Annotated in this window: 10 protein-coding genes and 2 pseudogenes; 4 read left to right on the top strand and 8 right to left on the bottom strand. The window is 57.1% G+C overall.

All coding sequences use genetic code 11. The features are described from left to right. From cydB to ASD46_RS27250, 4 genes are all read left to right on the top strand, one after another. Entirely contained in the window at positions 1 to 1011 is a 1011-nt protein-coding gene (cydB, locus tag ASD46_RS25275; protein WP_060642926.1) for a cytochrome d ubiquinol oxidase subunit II, read from the top strand. Continuing rightward, a complete protein-coding gene (locus ASD46_RS26800) occupies positions 1011 to 1151 on the top strand; it encodes a DUF2474 domain-containing protein (RefSeq protein ID WP_082546262.1) in 141 nt (46 codons plus the stop codon). Before cydB ends, ASD46_RS26800 begins: the two co-directional genes overlap by 1 nt. Before the next feature lie 103 nt (positions 1152 to 1254). Next, the gene (poxB, locus tag ASD46_RS25270; protein WP_373465237.1) at positions 1255 to 2985 is read left to right on the top strand and encodes a ubiquinone-dependent pyruvate dehydrogenase; all 1731 of its coding nucleotides are present in this window, start codon (positions 1255 to 1257) and stop codon (positions 2983 to 2985) included. 1 nt (position 2986) lies between these two features. After that, positions 2987 to 3124, top strand: a complete 138-nt coding sequence (locus ASD46_RS27250; RefSeq protein ID WP_156390108.1) for a hypothetical protein — start codon at positions 2987 to 2989, stop codon at positions 3122 to 3124. Between the two features lie 366 nt (positions 3125 to 3490). Here the strand turns inward: ASD46_RS27250 and ASD46_RS25265 are convergent, their stop codons facing one another. The 8 genes and pseudogenes from ASD46_RS25265 to ASD46_RS25225 form a co-directional block, all read right to left on the bottom strand. Next, positions 3491 to 7522, bottom strand: a complete 4032-nt coding sequence (locus tag ASD46_RS25265) for an AAA family ATPase (protein WP_060642924.1) — start codon at positions 7520 to 7522, stop codon at positions 3491 to 3493. 318 nt (positions 7523 to 7840) lie between these two features. Next, positions 7841 to 8110 (bottom strand): annotated as a pseudogene (locus ASD46_RS25260) (NTP transferase domain-containing protein); the annotation flags it as partial. Between the two features lie 60 nt (positions 8111 to 8170). Then, positions 8171 to 8554 (bottom strand): annotated as a pseudogene (locus tag ASD46_RS27970) (XdhC family protein); the annotation flags it as partial. Positions 8555 to 8848: 294 nt separating this feature from the next. Further along, positions 8849 to 9175 (bottom strand): carboxymuconolactone decarboxylase family protein, encoded by a 327-nt coding sequence (locus ASD46_RS25250; protein ID WP_060642921.1) that lies wholly within the window; start codon positions 9173 to 9175, stop codon positions 8849 to 8851. Positions 9176 to 10490: 1315 nt separating this feature from the next. Continuing rightward, positions 10491 to 10880 (bottom strand): DUF302 domain-containing protein, encoded by a 390-nt coding sequence (locus ASD46_RS25245; protein WP_082546259.1) that lies wholly within the window; start codon positions 10878 to 10880, stop codon positions 10491 to 10493. A gap of 89 nt (positions 10881 to 10969) precedes the next feature. Then, a complete protein-coding gene (locus tag ASD46_RS25240) occupies positions 10970 to 11665 on the bottom strand; it encodes a VIT family protein (protein WP_035200829.1) in 696 nt (231 codons plus the stop codon). After that, positions 11662 to 12066 carry an OsmC family protein gene (locus tag ASD46_RS25235; RefSeq protein WP_060642919.1) on the bottom strand — a complete coding sequence of 135 codons (405 nt, stop codon included), beginning with the start codon at positions 12064 to 12066 and terminating at the stop codon, positions 11662 to 11664. Before ASD46_RS25235 ends, ASD46_RS25240 begins: the two co-directional genes overlap by 4 nt. A gap of 540 nt (positions 12067 to 12606) precedes the next feature. Next, positions 12607 to 13185 (bottom strand): SDR family NAD(P)-dependent oxidoreductase (locus ASD46_RS25225; RefSeq protein ID WP_060642917.1); only part of this gene is annotated, 579 nt, incomplete at its 5' end.

Here is a 13185-nt window from a genome sequence, read left to right as displayed (position 1 = left end):
ATGGGTGTTGATCTTCCCCTCATCTGGGCTGTCATCATCGCATTCGGCGTCATGATGTATGTTGTAATGGATGGTTTCGATCTCGGGATCGGCATCCTCTTCCCGTTCATCAAAGATCGCCATGAACGCGATGCCATGGTTAACACCGTGGCGCCGGTCTGGGATGGTAATGAAACCTGGCTCGTGCTCGGTGGTGCTGCCCTGTTCGCGGCCTTCCCGCTGGCCTACGGCTTCCTGCTCAGCGCTCTCTACCTGCCGCTGATGTTCATGTTGGCCGGTCTGATCTGGCGTGGCGTCTCCTTCGAATTCCGCTTTAAGGCTTCCGATCGTCACAAACCTTTTTGGGACCGTGCGTTCGCTGGAGGCTCCTATGTTGCGACCTTCTCGCAGGGCGTGGCGCTCGGTGCCTTCATTAATGGCTTCAAGCTCGAAGGCACGACCTTTGCCGGCACAGCAGTCGATTGCTTCACCCCGTTCAGCATATTCACCGGCTTTGCCTTGATGGTGGCCTACGCTCTGCTTGGTTCGACCTGGCTCATAATGAAGACGTCGGACGACCTGCATCGTCGCATGCGGGATTTAGCACAATGGATCGCCATCGCCCTTCTCGTCGTGATTGCTATCGTAAGCATCTGGACGCCGATCATGCATCCTCAGGTCGCCACACGGTGGCTGAGCCTACCCAATCTGTTTTTCCTTGCTCCCGTTCCGGTGCTGGTGCTTGGCGTGACCTGGCTTCACCTCCGGGTTCTGCGAAGCCGTGAGGTTCACGCAGCACCGTTTATCATGGCGCTCTTGATGATCTTTCTCGGTTACACCGGTCTGGCAATCAGCATGTGGCCGTATGTTATCCCGCCGTCGGTCACGATCTGGGCCGCAGCTTCCCCGCCTGAGAGCATGGGCTTCGCACTCGTCGGCACGCTCCTGATTATCCCGATCATCCTCGTCTACACGACGTGGTCCTACTACGTGTTTCGCGGGAAGCAGACGGTCGGCGATGGGTACCACTGATGACGATCAGGACCTCTGTAAAGGAACCGGCCAAGCGTGTCGGCTGGATGATTGCCATCTGGACCATTTCGGTCATTGGCCTCGGCATATTCGCCGTGACCTTCCGCTTCATCATGTCACTGGCGGGACTGACCGAATAGTCCCGCCACGACCCAGTCAAATCCGAAGACTTTTCACGCGATCGCGTGCCGGCATTGAGAAAATGCGTAGCGATCAAGAATTTAAATTACCATCAAGGAGCGCATCATGGCCAAGAAAGCAGCAGACCTCATCACAGATATCCTCCACGCTGCGGGCGTGCGTCGCATCTATGGCGTCGTAGGCGACAGCCTGAACGGACTGACCGAGTCGTTGCGGGTTCGCAAGGACATCGAATGGGTCCACACCCGGCATGAAGAGACAGCGGCCTTCGCGGCTGGCGCTGAGGCCCATCTCACAGGCGAACTTGCAGTTTGCGCCGGGAGCTGCGGGCCGGGCAACCTTCATCTGATCAATGGCTTGTTCGATTGCCATCGCTCGCGTGTTCCAGTTCTCGCCATCGCCGCCCAGATCCCATCGGCGGAAATTGGTCGCGGCTATTTCCAGGAAACCCACCCCGATCAGCTCTTCCGAGAATGCAGCCACTTTTGCGAGATGGTCAGCCATCCCGATCAGCTTCCTGGCGTTTTGGAATCGGCAATCCGTGCAGCTGTCGGCAAGCGCGGCGTGGCTGTCATCGTCGTCCCAGGTGATGTGGCGCTATCCGAGTTTACCGGTAAGATTTCGCAAGCAGCAGCATTCGCTTTGCCCCAGTCCACCGTCACGCCGCAACCCAGCGAGATTGTACAGCTCGCCGATATTCTCAACAGCAGCGCCAAAACCACACTGTTCTGCGGCCGCGGTTGCCAGGGCGCCCATGCCGAGCTGCTGATGCTGGCCAAACGCCTCAAGGCGCCGATCGTCCACGCCCTGGGCGGCAAGGAGCACGTCGAGTGGGAGAACCCTTTCGACGTCGGTATGACTGGTTTTATCGGCTTCTCCTCCGGTTACGCCGCCATGCATGATTGCGACACGCTCGTGATGTTAGGCACCGATTTCCCTTACCGCCAGTTCTTCCCGTCCAATGCCAAGGTCGTCCAGGTGGATATACGACCGGAAAATCTCGGCCGCCGCGTCCCCCTCGATCTGGCACTCGTCGGTGACGTCAAATCGACGATTGAGGCAGTGCTCCCGCTTGTCGAAGCGAACCCCGATACTGCCTATCTCGACTTCTGCAAAGAACGGTATGTCAAGGCTCGCGCCGGTCTCGATGATCTTGCTACCGGAAAGGCTGGTCGCAAGATTCATCCCCAGTATCTTGCGAAGCTCGTCAGCGATCACGCTACAGAAGACGCCGTCTTCACTTTTGACGTCGGCACTCCTACAATCTGGGCGGCTCGTTACCTGAAAATGAATGGCAAGCGCCGCATGATTGGCTCTCTGTCACACGGGTCCATGGCAAACGCGATGCCACAGGCAATCGGGGCCCAGGCTGCTTATCCCGGTCGTCAGATCATCAGCCTTTCCGGCGATGGTGGCTTTGCCATGCTGATGGGTGACTTTTTGACGCTCGTCCAGCAGGACCTGCCAGTCAAGGTCATCATCTTCAACAACTCGACGCTTGGCTTCGTCGCGATGGAGATGAAGGCGTCGGGTTTCCTCGAAACCGGAACGACCTTGAAAAATCCAAATTTCGCAGAGTTCGCCCGATCTGTAGGCGTTCATGCAATCCGCGTCGAGGATCCCTCCGAGTTGGAGGATGCGATCAAGGATATTCTGGCGTATGACGGGCCGGCGCTTCTAGATGTAGTCACCAACACTCAGGAGCTTTCCATGCCACCACAGATCAAGGCGGAGCAAGTGAAAGGCTTCAGCCTTTGGGCGCTGCGTACGGTAATGAACGGCCGTGGCGACGAACTCATTGATCTGACGCTTTCGAATTTCCTGGAGCGCTGACATGATCCTTGAAGCAGCACTTGAGCGACCGATCAAAATCGGCACCCTAAGTGTAATCTTTCCGGACGGGACGGCCAAGGCTCTTCGGAACGGGCGGCGAGCCTCGGGCATCAATGGCGATCTGACGCAAAAGGCGTAGGGTCGGGCTGGCGAGAAATCGGGCGTTGGCCTTAGGTGAAGCCTATATGGATGGCGACGTCAAACTTGGCGATCGGGATCTTTTTGGCACCCTCGATTTTCTGGCGATGAACTCGATTACCGCGGTAGCCGTCCCTTCGAAAAATTTATGACACGCAGAATTACAATTTATGCTTCTGTCATAGACGCTAGCGGATCGACCACATTGAAACGGAGGCATCGGCAAAAAAGAATAGGGCAACGTGAACTGCGGACGCCTCCGCGACTCACGTTCGCTAAGTAACGGTGAGTATAGCACAGCGGCACAGGTGGTGCCCGCCACAAAGCGAGAGATAATTCGCTAGCGGATTTGCTTCGACAATTCTCGCTACGCAGCGGCTTCGGCGCCTTTATTTGCCGGACTGGTCGTCAACGGAAGCCGGAAAATCATCGTGGTACCAGAGGAATTTGTGCTGCCAATGCTCAGGCCCCCGCCATGGACCTCGGCAATTGTCTTGCAAATCGCAAGACCCATGCCGAGACCCTTGTCCTTGGTGGTGAAGAAGGGATCGAAGATGGAGTCCCTTGCCGATGCAGGTATGCCGGTTCCGGTGTCAGAAACGGCGAGGATCACGAAGGTATCGCGGACCTCGCTTTCGACTCGGAGACAGCGGCCACCCGATTGCGGCTCCATCGCATCGAGCGCGTTGGTCATCAAATTGAGGACCACCTGTTGAACTTGGATCGGATCGGCGAAAACAGAGCTACCTTCGGCGAGCACACATTCGATTTCAACCCCGTCCGCACGGCTGTCCGTCTCGACAACTGTGAGGACGTCTTTCACCACGTTGTGCAGGTCTAGGAATTCGAGATTCGCCGGCGCCTGCTTCGCAAGCGAACGAAGGGCGGAGATTATGTTGCTCGCCCGCACACCTGACTGTTCGATTTTTGTGAAATTCGTGATTGCATTCTGAACCTGCGGGACCGGTTGCTTTAGCCAGCGGATGCCAGAATTGGCGAATGTAACGATAGCAGACAGCGGCTGGTTGACTTCATGAACGATCGAGGCCGCCATGCCCCCCAGAACGCTGACATGGGAATTCTTGATGAGTTCGGCGCGAGCACTTCCACGGGCCATGTCCTGGCTCTTCTGAGCGGCGCTGCCTCGCTGGTGCTGCTCCAACTGTCCCTTCAGGCGGAGAGCTTCCGTGGTTGCGACAACAAAGAGCTCGATGGCCTGTTCGATTTCGAGCGAGAAGGCATCGCTGAGTGCGTTGTTCTCCAGATAGAGAATGGCGAAAACACGATCCTTGTCCTTGAGGGGAACGCAAAGAAGCGACCTGACTGGGCATTCCTTTAAGGCTAATGCATGCGCGTCGCCAGCCTCGGTCTGTGCGTCGCCGTATCGGAGCGAAAGTGCAGATTCCACCACAAGCCTGACGATCGTGGCAGGGGCCATCTCGGCAGTCACGCGGGTCTTTTCTGTTAAAACATTCGTGACGCCATCACGAAGGCGCGTGCTCGCGATGATGGAGAAATCGTCGCCATCGACACTGATGAGTTGGCCGCGCATGGCGCCAGAATATTTCACTGCGGCAACGATAAGATCCGTCGTGAGCGAGTCGGATCTTTCGATTGGCTGAATAACGCGATCCGGAAGCTCGATATCGACAGGAACAGAAAAGACCTCGGCAAATTCAGCCCGTAGTCCGTTAGCCAACTGGTCCGCACCCCATTTCTGGTAATGGGCCTGGGCCTGTCGGATATGGCCAAAGGCGGCAAAAGACAGGCCAGTCTCAAGGGAAAGTCTCCCGGCCCGCTCATGTACAAGAGCGAGCTCGTGCCAGAAGCCCGCTTCCTTTGCAGCCTTGATCGAACGCTCATACTGGCGAAGCGCTTCGATCGTGTCGCCAGCGGAGAGTGCGGCTTCGGCGTCCACAAAAGCAAGCTTGTTTTCGAATGTCGCGGGGTTCCGTTCGGCCAGAACGCGCAATATGTCACGGTCATCGTTGCTGGGGTTACCTACGCCGGTCATCTGGTTTGCCAAGGCCGAATAAAAATGGAGATCCGCAACGTGGATATGAGCGGGGGTCGTCCATTTCCATTTTCTCGCCTGAGCAAACGATTTCATGGCGAGTTCGATCTGACCACGATAGAACTGTGAAATGCCTTCGAAGAGGTGGCCCCAAAAGATCAGGGGAGACATTTCGGATGCTGTGTCCGAGGTCGCAAGTGCCAGAATCATGCCTGACTCGACACTGCGATCTCTTAAGCCCTGAACGAATGCGAGCTGAACCTGCAGGATCCGGATGACCTCCTCGAAGCCAACACTCCGCGCCATTGCGATGCCGCGGTTGGCTTCGTTGGTCACCACGGAGAGCGGCGCTCCCATGGAGAGCAAATCCGAGACGATGTGGTTGGTCGCATAGCATGCCATGCTGATATCGCCGCTGTTCCTTCCCTGTTCGAACGCCTCTTTGGCGCGAGCCAGCGAGTAGGAAAGAGGCTTTAGCCAGACCGATACCTGGTCGAGCGCGACCAGAGCCGAGGTCCGATACGCGCTATAGGCATGCGTGCCCGAAAGCGCCACCCCCGCCTCGGCCATAGCCAGAGCATTCTCGTAGTCGCCATATTCGCTGGCAAGGCAAACTCCGCACCAGGCGAGACCATAGCATGTTGCGTCGCAGACACCGTGTTCGGCCGACAGTTCGACAATTTTCGCTGTGTGTAGGAATTTCAAACCGTCATCGGAAAAAAACGATGATTGCAAAGTTGCCAAGAGACCCACAGCGACAGCGATCGTGTCGTCCGAGAGGCGTGCATGTTCTCTGATCGTGGGTAGCGACAATCTTTCGACTGCAGCCGTTACCGCCTCATATGCGGCATCGAGTTCTGCCTTTGTGGGCTTTCGCGTAAGCGAGATGCCAAGCAGTCTCAGACCGGAAAGAGCCACTTCGATTGCTTGCTCGAACTGTCCCCGCAATATAAGCACTGCGGCACGCAGACGCGCAGCTCGAGCCTGATCTGCTGGCGAGCCGGCGTAAGCAATAAGGCGATCGAGCTCTTGGTCGTCGATAGCTGCTCCAAATTGATCGACGAGGATAGCGCAGCGAAGCTCGGCAAATCCCCAATGATATCTGTCCGAGGACTTGGAGAATGAAACGAGTTCCATACCCTTTTCGGCATAGCGAAGCGCGCCATCCAGTGAGCCGACCGCTTTAGCGATCTGGGCGGCTTTTATAAGAGCAGCAAGCGCAGGCTCAAGGCCTGCAAGCAGAATGGGACTGGTTCGAGCCTTCACTATCTGTTCGGCTACGGCAAGATGTTGGTCTGTTCCCGCGGCGTTTAGCTCCAGCATGCTTTTTGCGATATAGGCGTGCCTGGATGTCTTGTCATCCTTACTAAGAGCACCGCGGATATGCTCCCGAACCGAGTCGTGGGAGAATTGGCACCAATTCCCGTCGATTTGGACCAGCCCAAGGGTTTCTGCTGGCTGTAGCGATTGCTTGAGGGCGCTGATTGAAACCTCGGCAGCAGAGCACAGAACGCTCTGCTCGCTTGTAAAACCGACGCAGGCGGCAAATTGGAGAACCCGCCTCGTCTCCGATGGAAGTTCGGCGACGAGGCCGCTCAGCAGCGAGTTCAGGCTCCAGTTCTTCTGATCAGAGACGAACTGAGCCAGATCCGGTGTGGTCTCAGCCCGATTAAGTACATTCAAGATGAGCTGTATATGGAACGGGTTCCCTCCTGCAACGGACTGGACAAGGCGCGCCAATGGGCCGGTTGTCTCCCCATATCGCTGGGCGGAAATCAGCCCCTCCACAGCATCGAATGCAAGCGTCTTGAGGAGAATATCGGTAACCCGAACAGCAGTGTCACCGAGAAAATTCTGCAACCCAACTTCTCGAAATTCCGACGTGTAATCGGTCCGATAGGTACCGACGATCAGCATGTCCCGAAAGCCGCGCTCGGACAAAGCCCGCATCAACTGGATCGAGCTTTCGTCGAGCCAATGGAGATCGTCGACAAACAGGACGAGAGGAGTGGTTGGAGAGCTGCTCGCTTGGATCGCGTCGATCAGGTGATCCTTTACCCGATTGGTTGTCGATGACGTCACCGCGTCACGAACAGATGCAAGCTCTTCGATTTCCGATGCGGGGCGAAGCTGGCGAAGCGCCTTCAGGATCGCACTGTAGGGTACTCGTTGGAATGCTTCGTCGGCCTTGCCGACAGCGTATTTGATATATTCGTTTGCGTTCAGAAACGCGTTGACGACTGACGTCTTCCCGAAACCGGCGGCACCGCCGATCAAAACGATTTCGCCGAAACCAGTCTGCGATACCCTATCATAGGCCTGAAGAAGCACGTCGAGTTCGGTTTCCCGACCAAAGATTTGCCGGTTTCCAAGAGCATAAGTCATCAGTTTCCCATCGGGTATAGGCTTGCAAAGCAAGCCGACAAAACATCTCGGCAAAGCGTTGTCAAAGCGATTTTGCATCGCAGCAATAGTTTTGGTGAGCCTTATTCAAAGGACATGCATATCGTTCAACGCCACCTGGAGAAGGGGCTTGTTGCTGGCAGGTTGATCGTCTGGCTTTGGATATTTTCACCGCCCTGATTGTGCCGTCGACGGTGTCCACAACATTCAACGCGACCATACCGATATCGCATAACGGGTTGGGCAGGGGCTGGAGTGAATGACATGCGGGGCCCCGGTATCGCCGTCAAGGAGGGCAATCTAACCTATCTGGGCAATTGCTAAAATCACCCGATGGCCGGGCAGATCGCCGCTGCTGCCGCGCACAATCTTTTGCCCATTTACCTCTTTGAAAACTCTGGCGAGGCACTGGACGTGTGATGCTCGAAGATCGGGCATGTCTGCCAACTCGACCAGCACGGCGTCTGGTCCCGACATATCCTGATTTGACGGGCCGAGCGCCAGTGACTTCCCCATGCCACCAGCGTAGCGGTTGCTGACCACGACCTTCATCGGCAGTCCTGCGAGCGCCGCCTGAACCTCGGTGACACAGAACGCCCACTATTGCCGTCGGCTTTGCTTCAACCAGTGTCATCGCCTATCGCCGCACCAACGGAATGCTGTCAAATTCAACAAACGGTTTGTATAAACCTGCTGCCATCCTGCCCGATCGACCAGCCGCCAACAGAACCGCTCCAATCTTATCATCGGTGCCTTGATCCTCGCGATTTCGGACGCCGCGAAACCTTCTGATGCCAAGCGATCACATCGCTTCCGATTGGTACGGGTGCTGCCCAGCGCACCCGCATAAAACGCCTTAGATCGCAGATCCATCGCAAGGAGAGGCGTTTCCGCATCGATATCGTCATGCAGAACCGCGGCCGTGGTAGACGGACCTATCAGCTGTGGGAGTTCCTCGGTCCGGCCCGGATCCACGACTATGACATAGACATTTGCCGCTCTTGCGAGGCGCGCGACCGCAGAGCAATGTTCGAGGGCTTGAACGCAATCTCGTCTGCCCCCGAAACGCCTTTGCTGGGACTCGTCTCCACTGGGCGGATCTGTGTTTCATTGTTATCTTCACCGTCGCTCGAGACGCCTTCGAAGGGCACCGTGGCGAGCGTCGTAGAAATCAGACGTTTTTGCCATTACCGTTCCGATTTGCTTGAAGAATGACAGACCGGGTGTCGCGCGCGAGATTGGAACAGACGATTCCGGACGGTGAAAGCTCAAGATTGATCCGGACCCGTCGAGATAGGGTGCAGCCCTTCATTCAATGTCGAGGGCCCCGAGCGTTTCTTTGGCAATCGAGGACGCGCTGATAGCGGCGGGGAAGCCACCATAAAAGGCGAGATGGGTGATCACCTCGCTGAGCTCTTCCTTGCTGAGGCCATTCTCGATAGCGCGGCGCAGGTGCGCGCCCAGTTCGCCTGGTCGATACATAACAACCAAAGCTGCAACGGTGATCATGCTGCGGTCGCGCTTTGACAGGCCTTCGCGTGCCCAAACCTCTGAGAACAACGGATCGTCGACAAAATCGGAGAGCGCTGGCGTGAAGGCCTTGGCCATGTCGCGGGGGCGGATCTGCTTGGACATCAGGGTTCTCCGGTTGATTTTGGATCGTCTCAAGCCTACGTCTCGCCATCCAAGCCGGCCATTGAGCCAAAGTCTGGCTAGGACTACACCTTTGTATAGGTGATGTCCTTTGCCGGCAGAGGCTACGTTTACGAAGAATAGTACTGTGCGGAAGGCTCTACGAGGTTACGACGGCCTTACCAAGCTGCCGTTGCGTGCACCCTACCAGCGCGACTCAGCATTTTTGCCTTGGAGCAAGCGCTCCGTACGACGTTCGCCCTCCTGGAAAATCCCTCTTGGTAACTGGTACGATAGCCAGGGCTATCAGCCAGCCTTGAACACGACGACTTTGGAGTACGCTACATGTCTATCACTTACACAATCGGCCGGCACGACCGCGGCTAGGCCTATTAGTTGGAGGAACATTGTCGGAGTTTTTCTCCTCCCACGATCTGACCATGCAAGCGGCGCAAAATGGGGCGGCTCGTCAGCCTGTGGGCGGTAGAGACATCCTCATCACTTGAGAAGTGCCCGGCGGTCGCTGGTACACCGAGCTGGTCGACGGCGAAGATCGGCCGGAAACAATGGTTGTTGGTGTGTCTTCTTAAATGAACCGGCTTTGCCATTCGAAGATTTAATTTCGAGTTACGGTGCAGTGGCTATTTTACTGGGTGTCGCCTTTGAGGGTGAGACAGCTGCTTTTCTGGGAGGAGTCTTTTCCGATCGAGGCATGGTGCCTTATTAGGAAGCTGCGGCCGCTGCAACTGCGGTTCGTGGATAGGTGACCAGACCCTGTTTTATGCTGGTCGTTACGCCAATCGTTTCCCATTCGGGCACCGATGCATGCGACACACGCCGAGCGGGTGAAAGCACTTTTGGTCGCTCACCCTGACGCTCTCATCTTTTCATTTCGTTTCATTTTCGGCTTTCGAATGATAAGTGCTGTCACCACCCGTCTTTCCGGTGTGCCCCCGTTTGGTTTTTTCACTATCAATCTGGTCAGTGCTTTGGTCTGGGGCATAGTCGTGACGACCGCCGGCCTTTTTTGCAAACGCGATCGAAACAGCTTTTGGCCATTTGGGCCTCTACCCTAACCTCGTTGTTGCGCTGGTGATCGTTCGAATCGTTTGGGCACTGGTCATTTGTCTCACACAAAACGAGCCAGCACCTCCAGGCCGAGCTGCGTATGGCGGCAGAAGATAAGCCACGCTGTGCAATCATCCGCAACATCTGGCGTGCCCTGGATACCTGAGCGCGAAATCGGAGACACCGCCACAAGCCGGGCGCAATCAAGACCCTGTCAGGCAGCCTGCGACAGTGCAGGGGAACCAATGCCTCAGATCGCGGCGACGGCGTCTTGCAGCAGACACCTCACCTGGCCAGCGACCGTCTTGAGGTGGGGATTGTCGATCGCTTGCATCGAGGCGACGGGATCGATGGCGCTGACCATGATGGTCCCTTCCTCCAGCGATCGCACGATCACATTGCAGGGCAGCATGGCGCCGACCCTGGGCACCATCTTCATCGCCTCAAGCGCCATCATCGGATTGCAGGCGCCGAGAATGAGATAGTCAGCTACATCGACGTCGAGCTTCTTCTTCATTGTCGCTCGCACATCGATTTCGGTTAGCACACCGAATCCTTTGGTCGACAGGGCCTCCCTCGTGGCTGCGACCACAGCGTCAAATGGCATGCCTTTGATTGTCTTATCGAGTGTATAGGCCATGATCTCACTCCCTGGCGACCGGCGCATGCCGATCTTGTTGCCGGTGTTGGACCCACACCGGAGTATATCCTCTGAGGGTCGCGCACCTCCTAGACGGCGGTGCCCACCAGCGCGCCAATGCCTGCCGTCAGCGCCATGGCAAAGGCACCCCAGAAGGTGACCCGGATTGTGGCTTTCATCACGTCTGCCCCGCCAGCCTTGGCGCCGATGGCTCCAAGCAGCGCGAGAAACAACAGCGAAGCAGCCGAGACGAGCCAGACAAGTTGGTCTGCCGGCGCCAGCCACACCATTGCGAGCGGCATCGTGGCACCGACAGCAAAGGTCAGCGCCGATGTCAGGGCAGCCACGATCGGTCTCGCAGTGGTGATCTCGGAGATGCCGAGTTCTTCGCGGGCATGCGCCTCAAGCGCATCCTTCTGCATCAACTGCTCGGCCACCCTTCTGGCCAGATCGATATCGACACCGCGTCTGGCATAAAGTTGCGCCAATTCTTCTCGCTCCAGATTGGGTTGGCTCTCAAGCTCCAGTCGTTCGCGGTTGAGATCGGCCTGCTCGGTGTCCGCCTGGGAGCTTACCGAGACATATTCGCCCGCCGCCATCGACATGGCCCCTGCCACAAGTCCTGCGATGCCGGCGATCAGAATCTCGGAACTCCCCGCAGCAGAGGCTGCCACCCCGACGATCAGGCTTGCGGTCGACACGATGCCGTCATTGGCGCCGAGAACGGCCGCTCGCAGCCATCCTATCCGGGAAACGAGATGCGTTTCGCTGTGAAGGCTCCTCATAAGGCCCTCCGGATGACGCCATCAAGGCGAGCTGCGAGAGCGATGGTGTTGGAGATCGTACCGTATTTGCGGACGTTCTTGTGCAGGAGTTCGAGCCGCTGTTCGCTCTCCTCGGTATCGACCAAGAGTTCGTAGTCGATGGAGACGATACGCGGCAGATCATCCTGCCGGACGGCATGAAGCATCACTTCGACACCATCGAGAGAGAAATCGAGGAGGGGCAGGACGCGCTCGATCCCCTTGATCATGCAGGCTGCAATCGACGCCAGCAACAGTTCGGCCGGATTGAAGGCGTCGACCGGGCCGGTCAGTCCGGTAGCAAGCCTGATATCTGCATTCTCTGTGCGCGCCACGCTCTCGCTGGGATCAATCCGCCGTGCCGAGATTCTGTATTCAAGCATCGCAAGTCCTCCCTCATGTGACCCTCTTGGAGGAACACGAGAGACACCGTATCATCTGACCTCATGCGGGACTTGATCGACGTCAAGACAAGGGAAGACCGACAACCACCAAGATCATGAGGCTTGCTGCAAGGACAGCATAGCATATGCAGTTGGGGCAGACTAAGACCTCGGCGGGACAAGCTCTAGCCACTGGATGCAGATCAGCACGAAGGTCACAGTTGCAAACAGAGCCAGTGTGTCTCACGAGGTCAGTTCGCCTGCCCCCTCCGGCGGTATTGCGGTTGAGAAGAAGAGGATCAGCATCATGCCGATCCCGGTGGCGACAATCGGCGTACCCGTCTACCTACTGACCCGACCCAACACCGGCTGGAGGTTTGCATGTTGCGCCAGGCCTACCCGTGTGATCATTATTATCGTACGCGCGATGATGCTGTTCAGCGTCGCGACGACGGCGCTCGCGCTCAGACGGTTCGTATCCTTTCAATGGGAGGCCTGAAAGCGACCTCCCATCGGATGAAATTAATCAGACCCACGTCGTTATGAGTCAACGGGGAAGTCGGTCGAGACCGAGACGGTGCGCCATTCGGAGAGAATGGCGTTGTCCTGTGCATGCTTCTTTTCGATCGCTGCGACGGTATCACTACCGAGCGGGAGGCGGACCGGCGGATTGGGGGCGTCAGCGAAGGCGATCAGGACCTCTGCCAGTTTTTGAGGGTTGCCCGGCTGGTTGTGGCTGAGTCCGGCCGCTATCGTGCGGACCTTGCCAGCGGTCGCTTCGTAGTCGCCAATGATATTGCCGCTCACCGACAAGGACGAACCGTCGAGGAAATCCGTGCGGAAATAACCCGGCTCGATGACGGTGACACGGATGCCAAGCGGCGCCAGTTCGTCATGCAGGGCTTCGCTCAGCCCCTCGACGGCAAATTTCGTCGAGGAGTAGACCCCGAAACCTGCTGCGCCGCGATAGCCGCCGATCGACGAGATATTCAGGATGCGGCCGGAACGAGCCCGGCGCATGAAGGGCAGGACGGCGCGGGTCACGTTGAGGAGACCAAAGACGTTGGTGCGGTATACAGCCTCGACCTCAGCCACGGTTGCTTCTTCGACGGCACCCAT

Origin of the sequence: Rhizobium sp. Root491 (genome assembly GCF_001427205.1) — a bacterium.
GTDB lineage: Bacteria > Pseudomonadota > Alphaproteobacteria > Rhizobiales > Rhizobiaceae > Agrobacterium > Agrobacterium tumefaciens.
This window is presented reverse-complemented; position numbering and strand designations above follow the sequence as displayed.

Excerpts from the sequence above, each read along its gene's own strand:
- cydB (WP_060642926.1), top strand. The coding sequence starts at position 1 with ATGGGTGTTGATCTTCCCCTCATCTGGGCTGTCATCATCGCATTCGGC.
- ASD46_RS26800 (WP_082546262.1), top strand. The coding sequence starts at position 1,011 with ATGACGATCAGGACCTCTGTAAAGGAACCGGCCAAGCGTGTCGGCTGG.
- ASD46_RS27250 (WP_156390108.1), top strand. The coding sequence starts at position 2,987 with ATGATCCTTGAAGCAGCACTTGAGCGACCGATCAAAATCGGCACCCTA.
- ASD46_RS25265 (WP_060642924.1), bottom strand. The coding sequence starts at position 7,522 with ATGACTTATGCTCTTGGAAACCGGCAAATCTTTGGTCGGGAAACCGAA.
- ASD46_RS25250 (WP_060642921.1), bottom strand. The coding sequence starts at position 9,175 with ATGTCCAAGCAGATCCGCCCCCGCGACATGGCCAAGGCCTTCACGCCA.
- ASD46_RS25245 (WP_082546259.1), bottom strand. The coding sequence starts at position 10,880 with ATGGCCTATACACTCGATAAGACAATCAAAGGCATGCCATTTGACGCT.
- ASD46_RS25240 (WP_035200829.1), bottom strand. The coding sequence starts at position 11,665 with ATGAGGAGCCTTCACAGCGAAACGCATCTCGTTTCCCGGATAGGATGG.
- ASD46_RS25235 (WP_060642919.1), bottom strand. The coding sequence starts at position 12,066 with ATGCTTGAATACAGAATCTCGGCACGGCGGATTGATCCCAGCGAGAGC.